The 20351-nt window shown below is 65.2% G+C and carries 20 protein-coding genes; 6 read left to right on the top strand and 14 right to left on the bottom strand.

Annotated features, from left to right (window positions below; translation table 11 throughout):
• Window positions 1-76 precede the first annotated feature (76 nt).
• Window positions 77-439, bottom strand: coding sequence for a phosphomannose isomerase type II C-terminal cupin domain (locus tag ACZ43H_RS22585; protein WP_464586562.1), 363 nt, complete (start codon window positions 437-439; stop codon window positions 77-79).
• Between the two features lie 149 nt (window positions 440-588).
• Between ACZ43H_RS22585 and ACZ43H_RS22580 the strand changes: the two genes are divergently transcribed.
• Window positions 589-2037 (top strand): tyrosine-protein kinase domain-containing protein, encoded by a 1449-nt coding sequence (locus ACZ43H_RS22580; RefSeq protein WP_464586561.1) that lies wholly within the window; start codon window positions 589-591, stop codon window positions 2035-2037.
• Here the strand turns inward: ACZ43H_RS22580 and ACZ43H_RS22575 are convergent.
• The 4 genes from ACZ43H_RS22575 to ACZ43H_RS22560 form a co-directional block, all read right to left on the bottom strand.
• Window positions 1967-2257 (bottom strand): DUF2516 family protein, encoded by a 291-nt coding sequence (locus ACZ43H_RS22575; RefSeq protein ID WP_464586560.1) that lies wholly within the window; start codon window positions 2255-2257, stop codon window positions 1967-1969. The genes ACZ43H_RS22580 and ACZ43H_RS22575 overlap by 71 nt on opposite strands.
• 26 nt (window positions 2258-2283) lie before the next feature.
• Window positions 2284-2901, bottom strand: a complete 618-nt coding sequence (locus ACZ43H_RS22570) for a hypothetical protein (protein WP_464586559.1) — start codon at window positions 2899-2901, stop codon at window positions 2284-2286.
• Window positions 2902-3065: 164 nt separating this feature from the next.
• Window positions 3066-3737, bottom strand: a complete 672-nt coding sequence (locus ACZ43H_RS22565; RefSeq protein ID WP_464586558.1) for a hypothetical protein — start codon at window positions 3735-3737, stop codon at window positions 3066-3068.
• A 5-nt stretch (window positions 3738-3742) separates the two neighbouring features.
• On the bottom strand, window positions 3743-4159 hold the full coding sequence (locus ACZ43H_RS22560; protein WP_464586557.1) for a helix-turn-helix domain-containing protein: 417 nt from the start codon (window positions 4157-4159) through the stop codon (window positions 3743-3745).
• Between the two features lie 143 nt (window positions 4160-4302).
• On the opposite strand from ACZ43H_RS22560, the gene ACZ43H_RS22555 reads away from it, so the two are divergent.
• Window positions 4303-4668, top strand: coding sequence for a VOC family protein (locus ACZ43H_RS22555; protein ID WP_464586556.1), 366 nt, complete (start codon window positions 4303-4305; stop codon window positions 4666-4668).
• A gap of 18 nt (window positions 4669-4686) precedes the next feature.
• On the opposite strand, the gene ACZ43H_RS22550 is transcribed toward ACZ43H_RS22555, so the two are convergent.
• On the bottom strand, window positions 4687-4938 hold the full coding sequence (locus ACZ43H_RS22550) for a hypothetical protein (protein ID WP_464586555.1): 252 nt from the start codon (window positions 4936-4938) through the stop codon (window positions 4687-4689).
• A gap of 41 nt (window positions 4939-4979) precedes the next feature.
• A complete protein-coding gene (locus tag ACZ43H_RS22545; RefSeq protein ID WP_464586554.1) occupies window positions 4980-5951 on the bottom strand; it encodes an asparaginase in 972 nt (323 codons plus the stop codon).
• 41 nt (window positions 5952-5992) lie between these two features.
• On the opposite strand from ACZ43H_RS22545, the gene cysC reads away from it, so the two are divergent.
• From cysC to ACZ43H_RS22525, 4 genes are all read left to right on the top strand, one after another.
• Window positions 5993-7924: an adenylyl-sulfate kinase gene (gene cysC, locus ACZ43H_RS22540; RefSeq protein ID WP_464586553.1), complete on the top strand. Its 1932-nt coding sequence runs from the start codon at window positions 5993-5995 to the stop codon at window positions 7922-7924.
• A 17-nt stretch (window positions 7925-7941) separates the two neighbouring features.
• Window positions 7942-8997: a sulfite exporter TauE/SafE family protein gene (locus tag ACZ43H_RS22535; RefSeq protein ID WP_464586552.1), complete on the top strand. Its 1056-nt coding sequence runs from the start codon at window positions 7942-7944 to the stop codon at window positions 8995-8997.
• Between the two features lie 105 nt (window positions 8998-9102).
• Window positions 9103-10017 (top strand): sulfate adenylyltransferase subunit CysD, encoded by a 915-nt coding sequence (gene cysD / locus ACZ43H_RS22530; RefSeq protein ID WP_464586551.1) that lies wholly within the window; start codon window positions 9103-9105, stop codon window positions 10015-10017.
• A gap of 71 nt (window positions 10018-10088) precedes the next feature.
• Window positions 10089-11339 carry a sulfate adenylyltransferase subunit 1 gene (locus ACZ43H_RS22525; RefSeq protein ID WP_464590899.1) on the top strand — a complete coding sequence of 417 codons (1251 nt, stop codon included), beginning with the start codon at window positions 10089-10091 and terminating at the stop codon, window positions 11337-11339.
• A gap of 911 nt (window positions 11340-12250) precedes the next feature.
• Here ACZ43H_RS22525 and ACZ43H_RS22520 read toward each other — a convergent pair.
• The 7 genes from ACZ43H_RS22520 to ACZ43H_RS22490 form a co-directional block, all read right to left on the bottom strand.
• Window positions 12251-13693 carry a hypothetical protein gene (locus ACZ43H_RS22520; protein WP_464586550.1) on the bottom strand — a complete coding sequence of 481 codons (1443 nt, stop codon included), beginning with the start codon at window positions 13691-13693 and terminating at the stop codon, window positions 12251-12253.
• 280 nt (window positions 13694-13973) lie between these two features.
• Window positions 13974-15107, bottom strand: coding sequence for a polysaccharide biosynthesis protein (locus ACZ43H_RS22515; RefSeq protein ID WP_464586549.1), 1134 nt, complete (start codon window positions 15105-15107; stop codon window positions 13974-13976).
• Window positions 15108-15306: 199 nt separating this feature from the next.
• Entirely contained in the window at window positions 15307-16413 is a 1107-nt protein-coding gene (locus ACZ43H_RS22510) for a polysaccharide pyruvyl transferase family protein (RefSeq protein WP_464586548.1), read from the bottom strand.
• 76 nt (window positions 16414-16489) lie between these two features.
• Window positions 16490-17506, bottom strand: a complete 1017-nt coding sequence (locus tag ACZ43H_RS22505) for a WaaS/CpsH family glycosyltransferase (RefSeq protein ID WP_464586547.1) — start codon at window positions 17504-17506, stop codon at window positions 16490-16492.
• Between the two features lies 1 nt (window position 17507).
• A complete protein-coding gene (locus ACZ43H_RS22500) occupies window positions 17508-18608 on the bottom strand; it encodes an NAD-dependent epimerase/dehydratase family protein (RefSeq protein WP_464586546.1) in 1101 nt (366 codons plus the stop codon).
• Between the two features lie 324 nt (window positions 18609-18932).
• Window positions 18933-19892 carry a CAF17-like 4Fe-4S cluster assembly/insertion protein YgfZ gene (gene ygfZ / locus ACZ43H_RS22495; RefSeq protein ID WP_464586545.1) on the bottom strand — a complete coding sequence of 320 codons (960 nt, stop codon included), beginning with the start codon at window positions 19890-19892 and terminating at the stop codon, window positions 18933-18935.
• Complete coding sequence (locus ACZ43H_RS22490; protein WP_464586544.1) at window positions 19885-20304, bottom strand: Fur family transcriptional regulator; 420 nt, start codon at window positions 20302-20304, stop codon at window positions 19885-19887. Before ACZ43H_RS22490 ends, ygfZ begins: the two co-directional genes overlap by 8 nt.
• Between the last annotated feature and the right edge of the window lie 47 nt (window positions 20305-20351).

Here is a 20351-nt window from a genome sequence, read left to right as displayed (position 1 = left end):
AATTGTCGAAAGCAGCGGCTGCTGCAAGAAATGTGTTTGCTTCTGTTTGTTCCATGCGCAGCGGAGGCGTCCTGACCTAGCGACGCAGCTGCTCGTTGCGGCCGTAGTCGTCCTCGAGCCTCACGATGTCGTCCTCGCCGGTATAGGAGCCGCGCTGGACCTCGATGATGACCAGGTCCTCGTCGTGGGCGTTGGTGATGCGATGGGCGGCGCCGATCGGCACGGCCACGAACTCACCCGGACCGGCGACCACGGTTTCACCTTCGATGGTGCAGGTGGCGACTCCGGCGACCACGACCCAGTGCTCCGCCCGCTGCCCGTGGGTCTGGTAGGAGAGCCGGTGGCCGGGGCGGACCTCGATCCGCTTCACCTTCCAGCCGTCGCCCGAGTCCAGGACCTCCCACGTGCCCCAGGGTCGGACTTCGAAATCGCGTGCCATAGACGGGTAGCCCCCTGTTTGAGGACGCGACGTCCGCATCCGTACTCCATGGTAGCCGGGCAGATCCTGACCCCCTGTCCATACCCAGATAGAGTGATGCCGCGCCACGCCGCGCATGGGGCAAAGATCGCGACGAAGACGGGACACACGTGGAACTCAAGGACTACTGGCGCACGCTCCGTCGAAGGTGGAAGACGGTCGCGCTATGCATGCTTCTAATGGTCGGCATCACGTCGGTGCTGACTTGGCAGACGACTCCGCAGTACGCCTCCTCCACCCGGATCTTCGTCTCCACCAGTCCCTCCGACTCGTCGCAGGCCTACCAGGGCAACCTCTTCGCGACCCAGCGAATTAGCTCCTACGCCTCTCTGATCAAGGACCGGCCGCTCGCGGAGAAAGTCGCCGACGACCTGGGCGGCTCGATCAGTCCCGATGACCTGCGCGACGAGGTCACGGCTACGGTCGACCCCGACACCGTGATCCTGCAGATCACCGCGACCGACCCCGATCCCGTACTTGCCCGCGACATCGCCCAGGCGTACGCCGAGCAGCTCAAGAATCTCGTCACCCAGCTCGAGACGCCGGACAACAAGAACGTCCCCCTGGTGAAGGCGTCGATCGTCGACAACGCCCAGGTCTCCGACATGCCGGTCAGCCCCCGGCCGGTCCGTAACCTGGCCCTCGCCTTCATGCTCGGCCTGCTGCTCGGCGTCGGAGTGGCCGTGCTGCGCGAGCTGCTTGACACCACACTCGCAAATGCCGAGGACGTCGCCCAAGTGACCGACACGCCCATTCTGGGCCACATCGGCGCTGACACTGCTGCGGTGAAGCGCTCCCCCGCTGATGTGCTCAACGATGCCACGCCGTGGGCCGAGGCGTTCCGGGTGCTGCGCACCAACATGCAGTTCGTCGAGGTCGACCGTGACCAGCGGGTCTTCGTGGTCTCCAGCTCGCTGCCCGGCGAGGGCAAGTCGACGACTGCGGTCAACCTCTCCATCACCCTTGCGCTCGCGGGTCAACGCGTCGCGCTGGTCGAGTGTGACCTGCGTCGCCCGCTGATCGCCAAGCGGCTCGGTCTGGACAGCGCGGTCGGCACCACCAGCGTGCTGATCGGCAAGGTCGGCCTTGCGGATGCGATCCAGCCCTACGGCGAGACCGGGCTCGACGTGCTCGCGAGCGGCCCGATCCCGCCGAACCCGTCGGAGCTGCTCCAGTCACACGCCATGGAGAAGATGCTCGGCGAGCTGCGTGACTCCTACGACGTCGTCATCCTCGACGCCCCGCCGCTGCTGCCGGTGACCGACGCGGCGCTGCTGTCGGCGCAGGCCGACGGTGCGCTGGTGGTGGTCCGGCACGGCAAGACCACCCGCGACCAGCTGCGGCACGCGATCGAGCGGATCGAGGCGGTCGACGCCAAGGCGATCGGCGTCGTGATCAACCTGGCTCCGGCGCGCCGCAACAGCAGGTCCTACGGCTACGGCTACGGCTACACGTACGGCTACACGTACCGGAGCAGCGAGCCGACGATCAGCGACGACGCGTCAACGAAGCCAGTGCGGGACGGACGTCGGCGAGGTACACGAAAGCCGCGATCGTGAAGGCCAGGTTCAGCAGGTCGATCGTGGCCGCCGGCCGCAGCATCTGGAGCACCATCCCGAGCCCGAGGATGATCGACCAGGCGGGCTTGGTGAGCTTCCCCGCCGCCTGATAGGCCGGGCCCGACCAGAGCAGGCTGTTCACGAACGCGAAGATCTTCACGCACAGGAGCAGCAGCCCCACCGCGAGCGAGAAGCCGAGCTCCAGATCGAAGACAGTCACCTGACCAGCGTACGCAACGCGCCCGCTCAGTAGTCCGGCTCGTCCTCCCAGATCTCGAGGTCCCGCCCGGCCTTGACTGCGGCCGGGGTGGTCTCCAGACGCAGCAGCGGGTCCTCGGCGAGGTCGAGCAGCTCGTCGACACCGACGTGCAGGTCCAGGTCGCGGGGGTCGCCGGTGACCACGACGTTCCCGCCCTCTTCGACGGCGACGGTCTGGTCGTCGACCTCGAGCACGACGTAGATGACGCCCGGGTCCTCCTCGGGCTCCTCCTCCTGCCACACCAGCTGCGCGGTGGCGCCCTCGAGGTCGGTGTCGAGCTGCTCGCACCGGCTGACGTCGCAGCCCAGCGGCAGCTCCCCGTCGCCGGGCACGACGGTCACGTTGACCGAGGCGCCGTCGGCGTACTGCACGTCGGTGCCGAGCGACCCCTTCGGCAGCCCCGACAGGGAGGCGTGCGGCCGCGCGACCTTCGCGTCGGGGACGTGGTCGACCACGACGGCCGCGAGGGCGCGGGGAGTGGCGGGGACGCGCTTCCCACCCGCCTCAGTGTCCGGCTCGAGGCCCGGCGACTCGTCGGCGCAGCCCGCGAGCAGGGCGGCGAGCCCGAGCAGCGCGGTGGGTACGACGGAACGGACTGGACTCATGGCTCTCCCCCGGGCGGTCATGGCCCTGAGCATGCCCGAGCAGCAGCGGTCCAACCGTCCGGACAGGCGACGACCCCCCGCTCCGGAGGGAGCGGGGGGTCGTGGCGCGAGGGTCAGAACAGGCTCAGCTGCCCGTCGTCGGATCCCTCAGGAGCCGGAGCTCTTCAGTCGCCGACCTTCTCGGCGGCCTCGGTCGCCGCGGTGGCGGCGTTCGAGGCGGTGGTCTTGGCGGCGGTGGCGGTGGCCTTGGCGCTGCTCTTGGCCGGCGACTTCTTGGCGGTCGTGGTGACCTTCTTGGCGGTGGACTTGGCGCCCGTCGTGGTCTTCTTGGCCGCCGTCTTGGTGGTCTTCTTGGCCTGCGTCGTGGTGGTCTTGGCCTTGGCGGTGGTGGTCTTGGCCGCCGTGGTCGTCGCCTTGGTGGACTCCTGCTTGCGGATCCGGCCGACCAGGGTCTCGCCGCGCTTGGCGAGGTCGCCGTAGGCGCCGGTGACGGTGGCGACGTTGTCGTTCACGATCGCCTGCACCTTGGAGGGCAGCTCCTTGGCCTCGGCCTGGAGCTCGGCGACGCGGGCCTCGATGGCGGCGCGGCGGGCCTTGGCGTCCTTGGAGAGCGCCTCGACGCGGGAGTTCACCACGGTGACGGCCTGGTCGCGCAGGGCCTGCGGCTTGACGTCGATGTCGGTGACGCTCTTCTGCACGCCGGCAACGCGGGTCTGCACGCCGGCGACGGCGCCGCGGACGTACTCGACGGCGAGGTCGGTGACACCCACGCCGACGTAGAGGGGGCGGGTGGCGTCGATCTTGATGTCCTTGATCTCGAACTTGGCCTTGGCCATGTCGATCACTCCTTTTTCTCGGTGGGGAGGCTCTCGGTGGGGAGGGTGGTGTCGCTCGCCGTGCTGGCGTTGTTCAGCGCCAGGAACGAGGCATAGACGTCCAGCAGGGACTGCTTCTGCCGCTCGGTGAGACCGGTGTCGTTGAGCACGGCCAGCTCGACCGAGCCTCCGACGCCGTCCTCGGGGCTGAGGATCCCGGCGCGGATGTAGAGCTGCTCGGCGGAGATCCGCAACGCCTTGGCGATCTGTTGCAGGACGTCGGCCGAGGGCTTGCGCAGACCACGCTCGATCTGGCTCAGGTAGGGATTGGAGACGCCGGCCTGCTCGGCGAGCTGCCGGAGGGACAAGCGCGCTGCGATGCGCTGCTCCCTCAGGTAGTCACCGAGTGACTCGACGGTCTTGCCGACCTTTCCCTTGGCCATGCCTCCACACTGCTAGCAAGAGTTAGCAAATGCAAGCAGATGTGGGGTGAACCCGTTCACATCGGGCCAGAAGTCCCAACAAAATAAGGACTTCTGGTGAGCGAGCGCTGCTAGCAACGCGTGAGGGACGTACGCTGCGGCCCATGCAGAGCCCGATCAAGCGCACCGTCGGTCAGGTCTTCATCCCGGTGCGCGACCTGCCGACGTCCGCCGCGTGGTACTCCACGCTGCTGGGCGTCGACCTCCTTGAGTCGACCCACGAAGGGACGATCCTCGACATCCCGACCGAGGGCGAGACCCGGCTGGCGCTGGACGCGAACCGTCCCGACTTCGACCCGTCGGGACCACCCCGGTTCTTCTTCTGGACAGACGACATGGACGCGACCGTGCAGCACCTGCACGCGCTCGGGGTGCCACTGACCTCCGAGGTCGAGGACATCGGCAGCGTCTCGTTCGTCCAGTTCGAGGACCCGGACGGCAACCCGCTCATGGTCTGCCGTCGCAACTGACCCAGGACCCGGAACAGGTCAGCCGCGGGGCGGCCGGGACCCCCACCACCACAGCCAGCCGGCGATCGCGAGCCCCGCCAGCCCGGCCAGGTCGGCACTCGTCAGGCCGTGGTGCTCGCTCATGGGCACGATGACCACACCCTCCACGGGATGGTTGACGAGCAGCCACAGCACCGAGATCAGGGCGAGCAGCACCGCGCCGACGCGCCCCAGCATCGGGCACACGGCGGCGAAGACCACCAGCGCCGCCAGCACCAGCCCGGCGACCATCAGCCACCGCCCATCAGGAGCCGGCCGTCACGGGCGCACGCTCAGTAGCAGGCGCGGATCTCCCCCACCGGGGCACCGCCGCCCAGCAGCTGGTGGACACCCGTGCGACGTACCGCCTCGGCGTCCACGCCGGCCTCCTCGAGCACGCCCGAGCGACGCAGCGCCTCGGCCATCAGCACCGGGCGCACCCGCGGGGCGCCGTCGTCGGTCTTCAGCGCCCAGGCCCGGCCGTCCGGGAGCGCGACGGCGTAGCAGGATTCCGCCCCGGCCTTGCCGATCGCGCCCGGGATCGCCTCCAGCAGGACCCGCTCGTCGCGCTGCGAGCCGGAGACGTACGACGGGTGCTGACGGATCGCGTCGGCCACCAGCTTCTCGGGGCCGTCCTCGGCGACCGCGAGGGCCCGGAAGGCCCGCGCCAGCCCGACCAGCGACGTGGACAGCAGCGGCGCACCGCACCCGTCGATCGCCGTGACCGCGACCGGCTCCCCGGTCAGCTCGGCGAACGTCTCGGCGATCGCGCGCTGCAACGGGTGCTCGGGGTCGCGGTAGGTCGCGATGTCCCACCCGTTCACCACGCACGTGGCGAGCATCGCTGAGTGCTTGCCCGAGCAGTTCATCAGGATGGGTGATTTCTCCCCACCCGAGCGGATCAGCTCGTCGCGGGTGGCATCGTCCAGCGGGTAGTCAGCGGGGGTCTGCAACGCGGTCTCGTCCAGCCCGACCGAGTCGAGGATCTGGCGGGCGCCCGCGACGTGGAAGTCCTCACCCGAGTGCGAGGCACAGGAGAGAGCCAGGAGATGCGGCGGCAGGTCCAGACCGAGCCGGACCATGGCGAGTGCCTGGACCGGCTTGTTGCACGACCGGGGCAGGATCGGCGCCTCGGTGGCGCCGACGCCCCAGACGGGGTCGCCGGCCTTGTCCAGGGCGACCACCGACCCGTAGTGGTGGCCCTCGACGAACCCGGAGCGGACGATCTCGGCCACCACGACAGGGGAGACGACGGGAGACGGCATGGTCCGCAGACTAGCGACGCCCGGGTGAGAGGATGACGCCCGTGTCGACCCCTGCCGCACCCCAGCACTGTCCCCTGCCCCGCGAGCTCGACGACCTCGAGCTGCTGGTCGGCGGCGCGTTCGCCCCGACCAGCGCGTTCAACGAGCCCGGCAGCCCGGTCACGCTGAGCCTGCCGGCGGGTGTCGCGGAGCGGGCGGAGGCCGCCGGCGCGGTGGAGCTGGTCGACCCCGAGGGACTGCCGCTGGCCAAGGTCCAGCTGCCGTCGGGGGCGGTGGAGCCCCTGACCCACGCCCAGTTCGGCCCGTTCCGCAGCCACTACCTGACGCCCGCGCAGTCGCAGGAGCAGCACGCCGGCCGCACCTTCGTCCCGGTCACCGACGCCCTGACCACCGACCAGCTCGAGGCCCTCGCTTCTGCGGGCCCGCTGGTCCTGCTCGCCTTGGTCGGCGCCGGCACCCCGGCCCTCTCCCCCGTCGCGCTGCTGCGCGCCAGCCTGGCCGCGGCCCAGCACCTCCCGGACGCGGTCGTGGTCGCCGTCCCCCTCGCCTCCCACGGCGACGCCGAGACCGACCACGCGCTCGGCCACCGGGTGGTGGCCAACTACGCCGGCCCCAACCCGGTCCTCGCCCTCCCCTCCGAGCCGGCTTCGGCGGTTGAGGAGCGAGCGCAGGACGATTCGGTGGTTGAGGAGCGAGCGCAGCGAGCGTCTCGAAACCCCTACCCCACCGACATCGCCGAGATCGTCGACTTCGACCGCCCGACTCCGGACCGGCAGGGGCTCGTCCTCTTCTTCACCGGCCTCTCCGGCAGCGGCAAGTCCACGCTTGCCCGCGCGCTGATGGACCGGCTGCTCGAGCACGGCGAGCGCACGGTCACGACGCTGGACGGCGACGTCGTACGCCGCCACCTCTCCGCCGGCCTGACCTTCTCCAAGGAGGACCGGGAGACCAACATCCGCCGGATCGGCTGGGTGGCGGCCGAGATCTCCCGCCACGGCGGCGTCGCGGTCTGCAGCCCGATCGCCCCCTTCGACGAGACCCGTCAACAGGTGCGGGCGATGGTCGAGGAGGCAGGCGGGGCGTTCTTCCTGGTCCACGTCGCCACCCCGCTGGAGGAGTGTGAGCGCCGGGACCGCAAGGGCCTCTACGCCAAGGCCCGCCGCGGCGAGATCCCCGAGTTCACCGGCATCTCCTCACCCTACGAGGAGCCCGAGGACGCCGACGTGCGCGTCGACACCACCGGCCGCACCATCGAGGACGCCCTCGACGACGTGCTGGTCGCGCTGGGCGAGGAGGGCTACCTCGACCTCACCGGCGAGGAGCCCACCACCGCCCCTTTAGACGACGCCCCGGTGGCCGGCTCCCTTCCGGTGGTTGAGGAGCGAGCGGCGGGCACTTCGGTGGTTGAGGAGCGAGCGCAGCGAGCGTCTCGAAACCACCAGGCCGGCGAGCCCCTCCGCGTCCTCTTCGTCTGCACCGCCAACATCTGCCGCTCCCCCTACATGGAGCTCTTCGCCCGCCACCACGCGGCCGACCACGACGGCGTGGAGTTCGCCTCGGCCGGCACCCACGGCTTCCGGGCGCGCGAGATGGACCCGGTCATGGCGGCCACGCTCGCCACGCACGGCCTCACCGCCGACGGCTTCGCGAGCCGGCCGCTGACCGGTGCGATGGTCGAGCAGGCCGACCTGGTGCTCACCGCGGAAGCGGCGCACCGCTCCTTCATCCTCGACGACCACCCGGGCGCGTTCCGCAAGGTGTTCATGCTCGGCCAGTTCGCCGAGGCGGTCCAGCTGGCCCCCGACGGGCTCACCGGCCGCGACCTGCTCAAGGCGATCGGCGAGCGACGCGGCTCGGCGGACCCGGATCTCGACGTACCCGACCCCTACGGTCGTGGTGCGCAGGCGGCCGAGGCCGCCGCCCAGCTCCTGACCGAGCGGCTGCGCGCCGTTTTAACTGCACTACTTGGCTAGAAGTAAGGTGCACACCCATGAATGACCTGATCACGACCACCTTCTTCTCGATCCTCGCGGCGGGATTCATCGTCGGGATCGTGGTCGGTCTCACCGGGATGGGCGGGGGCGCCCTGATGACGCCGGCCCTGATCTTCCTCGGCGTGGGTGACGCCGCGACCGTGGTGACCGCCGACCTGACGGCGGCCGCGGTCTACAAGACCGGCGGGGCGATCGTGCACTCGCGCGAGGGCTCCCCCAACCTGACGTTGGCGAAGTGGTTGATCCTCGGCTCGGTGCCGTTCGCGCTGCTCGGGCCACACCTGGTCGCCTGGTTCACCGATCCGGGCAACATCGACACGGTCCTCAAGGAGTGCATCGGCTTCGCGCTGCTGCTCGCGGCGGCGACGTACGCCATCCGCCTCTACGTGAACCTGCGCCGCGAGCTGGCCCACGGCCCGCAGGGCGACCCCAACCCCCACATCCGCCCGCTGCCGACCTTCCTGGTCGGCGCGCTGGGCGGCCTGCTGGTCGGCATCACCAGCGTCGGCTCGGGCTCGGTGATCATGGTCGCGCTCCTGATGCTCTACCCCGGCCTGTCGGCGGTGAGGCTGGTCGGCACCGACCTGGTGCAGGCCGTGCCGCTGGTGCTGGCCGCCGCGATCTCCAACATCGCACTGCACGGGCTGGACCTGAACCTGACGATCCCGCTGATCCTGGGCTCGGTGCCGGGCACGATCCTGGGCTCGAAGATCGCCCCGAAGGTCCCGCAGTCCTTCATCCGCCGCGGCATCGTGATCGTGCTGACCATGTCCGGCGTCGCACTGCTCGACAAGGCCGGCTGGGCCCCGCTGGGCGCCGGCGAGGACGAGACCCACCCCATGCTGATCGCCGGGATCGGGCTGGCCATGATCGTGCTGGTCCCGCTGATCTGGGGCCTGCTGCGCAAATTCGAGGGGCTGCCGATGTTCGGTGCCCCGACCGTCGCGGAGCTGGAGCGACCCGACTGGCAGGGCCGCCCGCGACCCGAGGACGAACCACCCGCGGCACCCGAGAAGCCGAAGTCGCGCCGAGCCGGGAAGCACACCGACTGAGGGGTCGACGTGACCCAGGGCACCCGTTTCGGCGCAGTTGCCCGCCCGCCCGCCGCCACCGATACGATGACGGCTGCTGTCCCGAGGAGAGGTCCCCTTTCTGTCATGACCCAAACGCATGCCGACTACCAGCTGAGTCAGCTCGACCAGCTGGAGGCGGAGTCGATCCACATCTTCCGTGAGGTCGCCGCCGAGTTCGAGAAGCCCGTCCTGATGTTCTCCGGCGGCAAGGACTCCATCGTGATGCTCCGCCTGGCGGAGAAGGCCTTCTACCCGGCGAAGATCCCCTTCCCGATCATGCAGGTCGACACCGGCCTGGACTTCCCCGAGGTGATGGAGACCCGCGACAACTGGGTCAACCGGCTCGGCGTGAAGCTCGTGGTCGCCAGCATCGACGACGCGATCAAGAACGGCGTGGTCGTCGAGGACGGCAAGACCTCCCGCAACCGCCTCCAGATCGGCACCCTGCTGAACGCGATCGAGGAGAACGGCTTCACCGCCGCCTTCGGTGGCGGCCGCCGCGACGAGGAGAAGGCCCGCGCCAAGGAGCGCGTCTACTCCCACCGTGACGAGTTCGGCCAGTGGGACCCGAAGAACCAGCGTCCCGAGCTGTGGAGCCTCTACAACGGCCGCCTGCACGAGGGCGAGCACATGCGGATCTTCCCGATCTCGAACTGGACCGAGCTCGACGTGTGGGCCTACATCGCGCGTGAGGGCATCGAGATCCCGTCGATCTACTTCGCCCACCAGCGCCGGGTCTTCGAGCGCGGCGGGATGCTGATGACCGAGACCCCGCTGAACCCGTGCAAGGAGGGCGAGGTCGCGGAGGAGCGCACCGTCCGCTTCCGCACCTGCGGCGACATCACCCTCACCGGCTGCGTGGAGTCCACGGCCAGCACGGTCGAGGAGATCATCGAGGAGATCGCGGTCGCCCGCGTGACCGAGCGTGGCGCGACCCGAGGCGACGACAAGTTCTCCGAGGCAGCCATGGAAGACCGCAAGAAGGAAGGCTACTTCTGATGGCCGAGCAGGAAAGCACCACTGCGAACCCGACCGCCGGCGAGCAGGCCGTCGAGAACGTCACCTCGAACATGGACCTGCTGCGCTTCGCGACGGCCGGCTCCGTGGACGACGGCAAGTCGACCCTCATCGGTCGCCTGCTGCTGGACTCGAAGTCGATCTTCGAGGACCAGCTCGAGGCCGTCGAGGCGACCAGCCAGGGCAAGGGCTACGACTACACCGACCTCGCGCTGCTGACCGACGGGCTCCGCTCCGAGCGCGAGCAGGGCATCACCATCGACGTGGCCTACCGCTACTTCGCGACCCCGAACCGCAAGTTCATCATCGCGGACACCCCGGGCCACGTGCAGTACACCCGCAACATGGTCACCGGCGCCTCCACCGCCGACCTCGGCCTGGTGCTCGTCGACGCCCGCCAGGGCCTGACCGAGCAGTCCCGCCGGCACGCGGTGATCCTGTCGCTGCTGCGGGTCCCCCACCTGGTGCTCGCGGTGAACAAGATGGACCTCGTCGACTTCTCCCAGGAGGTCTACGAGAAGATCCACAACGAGTTCACCCAGTTCGCGACCAAGCTGAACATCCCGGACCTCGAGGTCATCCCGATCTCCGCGCTGAACGGCGACAACGTCGTCAACCGCTCGGAGAACATGAGCTGGTACTCCGGTCCCACGCTGATGCACCACCTCGAGCACGTGCACGTGGCCTCCGACCGCGACCTGGTCGACGTCCGCTTCCCGGTGCAGTACGTCGTGCGCCCGAAGTCCGACGAGCACCACGACTACCGCGGGTACGGCGGCCAGGTCGCCGGCGGCGTCCTCAAGCCCGGCGACGAGGTCGTCGTGCTGCCCTCGGGGATGACGTCGACAATCGCGGGCATCGACCTGTTCAACCAGGAGATCTCCGAGGCCTACCCGCCGATGTCGGTGACCGTCCGCCTCGAGGACGACGTGGACGTCTCCCGCGGCGACATGATCGCCCGCGTGAAGAACGCTCCGAAGCCCTCCCAGGACATCGACGCGATGGTCTGCTGGATGACCAACGAGCCGCTGCGCCCGCGCCAGAAGCTCGCCATCAAGCACACCACCCGCACGGCCCGCACACTGGTGAAGGACATCCAGTACCGCCTGGACGTCAACACCCTGCACCGCGACCAGGAGACCAAGGAGCTCGGTCTCAACGAGATCGGCCGCGTGCAGCTGCGCACCACGGTGCCGCTGCTGTGCGACCCGTACTCGAAGAACCGGACCACCGGCTCGTTCATCCTGATCGACGAGGCCACCGGCGTCACGGTCGGTGCCGGCATGATCAACAGCGGAAGCTAACTGATCGCGTTTGACCATAGTTAAGACCCCTCGCGCATTCGCGTGTGGGGTCTTAACTACTTCCGGACCGCCGTCTCCGTGCAGGTCTCAAGGCCGCGGTCACTGCGCGCTTCTCGGTCAATGTGCTCCGCGGATAGACCCTTGTCATTGCGGTACCTCGCAGGGACATGGCGGCGTCCCCTCCGAGAGCATAAGTCGGCGCTCAGACCGCGTTCAGCCGCGACTTCGCCCCCACCCCCCCCGGGGCGTTCGCCTCGCGAATCACAAAGTCCACTCCAGCACCTATACATCGCGTACCCGAGATCCAACAGTCGACCTTGATGGCGCTTGTCCGCGTCACTCCAGACCTGCTCACTGAAGTTCCCCTTGGGGCTCCATCTAAAAGCAAGTAGGGCTACTCCAGTGAGAGTTCTCAGGTCACACCCCAACCATCAGGGAGCCCTAGCTTCCCGTGCCGACCCAGGAGGATGACCTGGACGAACAAACGTTCCATTGCCGTGGCTGCACGATCTCCCCAAGCGCCCGCCATTTTCGGACGACGACAGAAAGACCATTCGCTATCTGGCCGACGAGCTCACCGCCTAGGTGGGTACGCAGCCCGATGAAATCCCGTTCGCGGCGTTCGTCCACTACGTCAGCCCGACTCGCCGAGAACCTCTATTGCCAGCCCAGAAATTCTACGACGAGTGGACCCTTCCGGACTGCGACGCGTCGTATCCGATCCACAGGGGGCGGAGGACGAGACACCCTCCCATGACCCCCTCAGCCAGCCGATGAGGCTTACCCAGGCCCTCGTGCACCAACAGCTGCTCGGCCGCACGGGCGACATTGAAGCCGCACGAAATCGTCGGTAGCTGACGCGTCTCCCGGCCCCGGACCTAAAGGGCGGCCAACTCCAACGACTCGCGCGGCTAACGCGGCTTCGCCAGGGCACTCTCGGCGTCAGAGCGCACGGCAGATCGACTCTGTTGCCGCCCTCCGACGCGGAGCGTCCTTGACCCACGGAGGCCTGCTAGGAACGGCACGGCGAGCGCAGCGGTCAACGTGAAGTGAATTTGGGTTGTCACATTGTTGGCCAGGTGCAGCTCAGCGCACCCAATGATCGCCAACGCAACCATGAAGCACTCATAATTGCGAGTCCGCGCCGACACCACCAGCCCTCGAGCCGCCAGAAGCAAGAAGAATAAAACCAGCCCGATGCCAGCCATGCCATACCGATAGGCAAGCATCACCACGCCCAAGTGAATATTGTGCACCCTACCGTCCGAACCATTTCGCTCTTCGAAACGGTGCGACTCCGGCAATGACGACAGATAGAAAATGTTGTAGGTGGCGCCATGACCCCCCCCGACAAGGACATTGGGCAAAATCCACTCGTCTTTTACGGTCCTTTCAACAGCCTGCGCCTCAGTGAACCGGAACATCGTAGACGAATCATTTCGCAGTCCGCCCTCTTGGAAGGTCTCAACTATTCGATTGTTCGATTGACCCGGGCCAGGCTGCAAATTAACACCCAGCCCTAGAGCGACTATAGCAGCGCCAGTGACAAAAAGGCCAACGAACATGCGGCCGTGCCCCCTCAGCAAGAAAAGAAGGGTCACGACCCCGATAAACAAGAAGACCATCATAGAACTACGCCACTGAGAGTTCCACGTCAGCACAGCCACGATAGGGATTCCCACCAATGCCGCCATCCGCTTCGCCCCGCGCTTAGGGAGGAGGTATACCCAAACAGCGGCCATGAGCAACGGCGCTGGCGGGCTATAACGATTGTGATCGTACGGGTCGGGGAAAAAGGAACCGACGACGGCAGCAACAAACAGCGTGCCTATCGTCAATTGCAGTGCCTTCTTCGGCCAGTCCGGACGGACCTCCGACACGGAGTGCAGGGCGAGCCCCAGCAGCGCAGGTGTGCTCAGCAGTAGGACATCACCAACGAACCACGAGAAACGAAAGTATCTCTGCGTGATGGCGGGCACTGCAAATAAGACCATGACCCCATAAACGGCCAATACGGGGCCAGTCACCCGCTTCCTTGCCGAACCAAGTAGAACCGGTAGCGCAGTGATGAATATCCAACCAAATACCAACGCTTGCGCAACCTTCTGTGACGACGTCGGTCGCGCGGCAGTCGCCAGATATATTGGCAAGAGGGAACATGCCAGGAAACTGACAACCAGCCATACCTCGAGCACACCCACTACCGGGCGAGCGCTCGCCGTTTTGAGACGAGAGGCGCTTTCCTCATTCAGAGGGGACACGATCTCCTCCGCTCCGGCAAAGACCGCACGTGAATAGCCTCCAAGGTAACTGCGAAAAGAGATAGACTCGCCCTCCCAGCGCCGGCTCTCCACCAGCCAGATAGATCATACGCCACTGCCCATGCGGCTGCGATGGCTGGCTGAGATGGAGCTAGCTCTACCGAGAACTCCCAGTTCTTGACGAGAATTTGTGGTTCAAGAGCATGGAGTTGGCGACCTTGAGGTCAAGGGAGTCAGTGATGTGCTTGCTCCAACATCGCCTAGGTCACGCCCGAGTGCGCCCGGGCGTCCACGTCCGCGAACCCAAACCTCCCCAAGTGGGCCGCTGAGCTACTCCGCTGTGGGCTAGTGACTTTTCATCCCTCAGCCGCGCTCATAGGTTGAGATCTGGCAGAGCCTCCGCAGCTTCGCGTCCAACTGCCCTGCGTACTGGAGCTCTCAAATAGAGCAACACCAACTGAGCACGACTCACGCCTATTGTCAGCGCGAAACCCCAGACAGCCCCCTGGAGGCCAAAGGCATCGACCAGAGGGACGGTTACGCAAAACGCAACGATGATCGTTGTCACTGAAGTGACGTTCAGCAGCACTTTCTCGCCCGCGAGGACAGCACGGGTCTCAATGAGGTTTCCTGCCACGTAGACGCACTGTGCCACAAGCATGACCAGAATAATCGAGTGCAGCTCGGAGAAGCCGGGACCAAAAAGGGAAGCCAGCCTCTGCCCCTGCCAAGAAATCACTAAGGAGACCAGAATCCAAGGCAGAGCAACGAGAACCGACTGTTTCACGTCGCCGACTCTATTCTCGGCTCCATTGCTGCGCTGCGCCGTCTTCTTCACCACGAGAGTCCTGATAACAACACCAAACGCACCGACGAACATTGAGACTCGGAGTGCGGCATTATAAACTCCGGCATCGTGATTCGAGCCAAACCACCCAAGCACCTGCAACGGGACCAGGATAACGATCCCATTGGTAACCGTTACTGCGCCGAAGGTCACCACCCCCACCAGTGCATCTTTGATGTCGCGAACACCGGGCAGGGCGCGACGAGCCCTATAGACGACTGGAGTCAACGGGATTAGCAGAACAGGACAGAGAAGGAAGACCCCCAACGCAATCTGGTTTGGCGTTATCACTGAAGCCGCTCGGCGACTCCCCTCGAGAATTACCATAAGCCACGCGGAAAAGAGGCCGGTTTCAAGGAATATGGAGGTCGCTGCCATACCCATTGCTCTGCAATATGCCCCCACGACCCACACCATATTGAGGCCAGCCACCGCAAGCACGACAAGATGGACGGAGTTGCCCCCCAATAGGATTTCGGCGAGGTTACCCGCAAACAACTGAGCCCCTGCAAGGACGGCACCGGCCGCAACGACTAGCGCGCCAACCGCGGCCAACGTCGCAACAAGGTACCTCGCTGTCACGTCGGGACCGCCAGCTGCACGTGGGGCTACCTGCGAACTTAGGTAAGGATCTGCGCCGAGTCGAGTGAGCACACTCATTATCGTGATGGTCGAGATGAATACGAAGAACTTGCCGGAGTATTCGACACCCTGAGTTCGCGCAACGTAGATCGCTAGGCCACCGGTAACTCCGGCACCCGCTACGCGGGCAGCTAGTAGGGGGGCTACGCCAGAAGCACGACGAACGAATGCTCTTAGCATGGCCGCAGACGGTCAATTCCAGGCGCTATAAACTGTCTTAGACTTTTGCCTTCAACCACGCCAGTTCCTTTTGTCGCTCATCCTCGAGATATTCGGCGTCCAGCATGACGGGACGCTCGCGAATAGCACCGCATCCAACCCGCTCGAATAGCGCCGATCGCGGGCTCGGAGTAAAGAGCATTGCTGGCTTTCCGTAGGCGAGCGTTATAACGCAGGCATGAACGCGATCAGCAAGCGTCAATTCAGCGTTCGCGTAGACGTTAAAATAGGTCCATGGCTCATCAGATGCTACTGCATTCGGATGCTGGTAGATCTTGTATGTCATATGAGGGTTTACACGGTGCTCGGGACGGATGACCGTGCGACCATTCAATTGGGATGGGAGAGAACGTCGATCCAGCGCATGCCCTAGGTAGGCTTGTACCTTGGATCGATGCGCCAGCCTTGAGACGGCGCGCGGTGTTCTTAGATTCCACTGCACGCCATCCAGTTCGAATGTCGCGTCTGAATCGGCTCTAGCCGCACCCAGAGACACTGTTGGCTCGGGGTATCGGTCGAAGTTGAAAGCGTAGTACTGGATATCCGCCGTCTTGAAGGGCACGTACGTGTACGGGGCAAAAAACGCACTGTCTAGACCGTCAAAGAGCGGGACGCCTAGATTCCATGACGCGAGGATTTCATAACTTCGCGAATCTCGCGTTGAGATCAGCGCTGGAGGGAACTCCTCAAGAAATTGCCTAGCGGCCATCAACTCATTGTCACGAAACTTGAAGAACGCCGCACCAAGCAGGATGACTTGGGTACCTCGAGCTTTCAGGGCCCTTAGCGTCGGCCCCCAGAGACGTGCAATGTCGGCAGTAAGTACCGGCCCCTGGAGGGCTATGTAGTCGATGTCAAGGTACTGCAAATACTCGACGTCGTTAGTCGGATTGCCTTTTGAGGCATCATGGAAAGTGCGATATCCAGGTTGGTCTTGGATGAAGGCAACTTCGCCGGGCCCGAACAATGACTCAAGAATCCACTTGCCTCCCATATTGAAGAAGGCGTTACCAATGTTCTGACCCCAATGCCCGCTGACCAGCGCTACGCGAGGCGCCTGGCTTTGTACCCCATCTGTGTTCATAACAGAGACCTTGACTTCCAATTGGTTCGAAACCTAGTAAACTTCTTAACGGCGCATGGATTTGGCCCGTCGAGCTACCGACCGCACTGACATTGGTTCATTCGCGATCATCGGATCCGCTCTCTTCCTCTGAGGCCACCAGTCGCGACACCCACGAGGCAAGCGCGTACTGCTCGAAGCAAGGCGGGGCGCAGTCCGGCGTAGGGAGGGCGTCCAACGCCTCTTGGAGAGCTGCAGTGTCGACCCGGTCTGCCCTAGGTAACACGATGATCCGGTCGGGATCGAAGAACGGTTCTTTGGTGATCGCAGAATTGGTGGTGACGAGGATCGCTCCGGACGCTAGGACCTCAAACGTGCGCATCGTGAGTCCACTCTGGCCCTCCCTCTGGACGTCAAGGACGGCGCGGGACTCTCTAAAAATTCTGGCGATCTCTTTCCGGCTGAGCGGTTCGAACGAGACCTCTCGCCACGACACATTCCGATGTTCTCTTGTTAGGTACTTACCCAAAGCAAAGTACCACCTCGCTTGGACGTAAAAGAATCCTCGAGTGTCATCTCGATTTCCGAAAGCCTCCCTGGCAAGCAGATACCTTTCAGAGTGAAGCGTTCCGGTGAAACTCAACCACCATTTTCGCGGCGAGCCGGTCGGGGCGGGGTGAAAGTCTTGCGTATAGAACAGCGGTAGGTAGGCGAAGGTTCCTCGCTCCGCTTCTACATCAGAGCTGTCAAAACTAAGACGCTCATCAAAGCAATCGAGCACCGACCGACAATTTCCGGCGTTCTGTAGAGCATCAAACGTGTAGAACACGAATCGCGCCTCGGGATTGGCGTGGCGCAATTCGCGGAGAAACCATCTGGGGACAACTTCGGCCTTTATGACGATGACGACGTCGAAATGCTGCCGCCCAATACGACGCCAAACGCGTTCGTAGTACCTCCGGATCCGCTCACTGGCCAAAGATCGGCGAACGCGTAGCACCGCCCTTTCGAGCGAAGCGTTCGAGGGCCGTTCGTCCACCAGCGTCGTGTCGAAACCTTGCTTGGACAGCTCCGCGGCTATGTCCTCTTCGTAACCGAAGAATGCGGGCGTTACCAGCAAGGCGCTCCGCCGCACGTCACCTACCATCAGGCGAGGGGTCTCCGGGGACCGCAAGTTCTGCTTCGATCCAGGCCTGGAGTGCGACAACGCCAGCCTGCAAGTCCCACGAGGGTGTCCACGCGATGTGAGAAGTGGTGTCCTGAATTGAGCAGGCGGCGTGGCGCACATCACCATCTCGGAACTGCCCTGTTACATGAGGCGGTGGGCTTTCGTAATACGCCGCGATGGCTTGCGCCAGGTCTCGGATGGTGGTTCGAACCCCACATCCGATGTCTACCAGCCGGAATCCAGTTTCCGGTGGGCTGGTCATGACCGCCTCGATGGCTGTGACAACATCCTTGATGTAAACGAAGTCCCGGGTAATCTCACCGTCTTCATACAGCGGTATGGGGGCACCGGATCTGGCCAATTGCGAAAACAATGACACGATGCCTGTGTACGGGTTGGTAAGGGACTGACCGGGCCCGTAGACATTCTGGAGCCTGAGCACCGAAAGCCTGGAATCGTGTGAGCCAGCCCACGAAGCGAGGATGTGCTCCTGCGCGAGTTTGGTCGCCCCATACACGCTGACGGGGGCGGGGATGGTTCCGGACGCTGAGTTGGGGAGATGCTCAGCGTTCGGGTAATCCCACTGACGCGCCTCCAACTGTGCGTGGGTGCGGAGGCGCGGTTGAAACTTGGTGCCATCCGGTCGTCTCCAGAGTCCCTCACCATAGACGGCTCGAGAACTGGTCAGTACGAAGTGGTCTGGGACGTGACCTGCTCTGGTCAACCCATCCAGAAGTTGAGTCGTGCCCACCACGTTGACGAGTCCATGACGGCTGCTCTCCGAGAGTGATTGCGCTGTGCCGGTCTCCGCAGCCAGATGAAGCACCACATCAGGCTTTACATCTGCGAACAGACGGTCCACTTCGTCAACAGCCGTTACATCCCCAAGGACCAGTTCCGCCGACGGATGCAACGCCGAAGGACGCTCCCGGTCTGCGTGGACCTGCGGGTGGAGGTTGTCGAACACGACCCACCGATCGGCTTCAGCGGCAAGCTGTTGCGACAGCGAGGAACCGATGAATCCGGCACCGCCGGTGACCACTACGGTTCCCAGACGCTTCTCAGTCATGATCCCCCACTTGGCATCGATGGAACTACTTCCAGTCTCGATGAAGGATACCTAGCCTGAGGGACCCGCCGTGCTCGGGGTCGAGACGTGAGAACTGTGCTGTGTCGGCCAGCGCCGGCTGTGAGCGAGGGTCAATCGGACCGTCTGCCGACCGCCTCGGGATAGGTGATGAGCCTGCGAGCGACTGCCTGCGCGGGAACGAGTCCCACTCGTCTGGGCTCCTCGGTTCTCGGTGGATTGCCGGCGACGCCACGGTCACAGCACTGCGAATCTTGACGACTCGCTCGCTGGACTCGCAACAGTGGACATTGGGGTCTGAATCTTTCACGATCTGTTGCGCAGTGGACGCTTGTGCAAGCCGACCTCAGGATCGACCAGTACCTCCTGCGCCGAGGGCAGGCCGTCGGCGTCGAGCTGCGCCGCCAGATCAACGGTGCGCTTGACCATGCCGAGCGCGATCGGACCCAGCTCGTGGTGGCGGGCAGAGCTGCCGACGAAACCGACCACCTTGTCGCCGAGCTTCAACTCGGATCCGATCGCCGGAAGCCGGTTCTCCGACCCGTCCAGGTGCAGCAGCGTGAGGCGACGGGGCGGGCGGCCGAGGGTGTGCACCCGGGCGACCGTCTCCTGGCCACGGTAGCAGCCCTTGTCGAGGTGGACGGCCGGGCCGAGCCAGCCGGCCTCGTTGGGGATCGTGCGGTGGTCGGTGTCGATGCCGAGACGGGGCTCGCCGCGGGCGATGCGGAGGGCCTCGAAGGCCCACAGGCCGCAGGCCGGGCCCGCCGCATCGGCGTACGCCGCCAGCTGCTCGCGGGGGACAAACTCGTAGGCGGAGTACGGGATGTCCGTGCCCGCGGCAGGGCGCCAGGTGACGGCGAGGTCGGCGGTCACCTCGGAGACCTCGACGCGCATCATGAAGCGCATCCGGTCGAGGAACTCGACGAGCGCGGCCGCCTGGCCGGGCTCGGTGTGGGCGACGAAGGCCGTGCCGTCGTCGTACCCGTAGAAGGCGTGCTCGACGTGCCCGTTGGGGCTGAGGATCAGCGCTCCGGTCCACTGCTTGGGCTGGAGGTCGGTGAAGAACTGGCTGGTCAGCGAGTGCAGCCACGTCAGGCGGTCGGGGCCCTCGATACGGACCACGTCGCGGTGGGAGAGGTCGACAAAGCCCTCGCCAGACTCCAACGTCCGCTGTTCTCCGTTGAAGGAGCCGTAGTGGGCCGCCACATCGGCGTCGATGCCGTCGCCGGCGACGGCTCCGGGCAGGTCCAACAGGGCGCTACGCACGGCTCTCACACTCCTCACAGTGGCCGAAGACGGTCAGGTGACCGACGTCGACCACGAACGCGTGCTCCTCTACCAAGCGGTCGCGGAGCGGTTGCAGCACTTCTGGGTCAACGGACACAACGCGGTGACAATTCCGGCAGACCAGGTGGAAGTGCTCGTGGTCGGTAACGGAGTGGTAGGTCGGCGCCCGGTCGCTGAGATGGGCGTGGCGGACCAGGCCGAGCTCCTCGAGCACCTCAAGCGTCCGGTAGACGGTGGACACGTTTACTGCGGACGACTGCTCGCGGACCTTGGCATGAACCTCGTCGGGGGTGGCATGGCCCAGCTCCTCGACGGCGCGGAGGATCAGCTCGCGCTGCGGAGTGAGGCGATAGCCACTCCCCCGGAGCTTCTCGCGCCAGTCCTGGGTCATACGACCATTCTGCCCTGCCTGGGTGCGGTGGTTTCGAGACGCTCGCT

Source organism: Nocardioides sp. DN36 (genome assembly GCF_055380375.1).
Note: the sequence above shows the minus strand (reverse complement) of the source record. Positions and strands in the feature narration are given on the sequence as shown.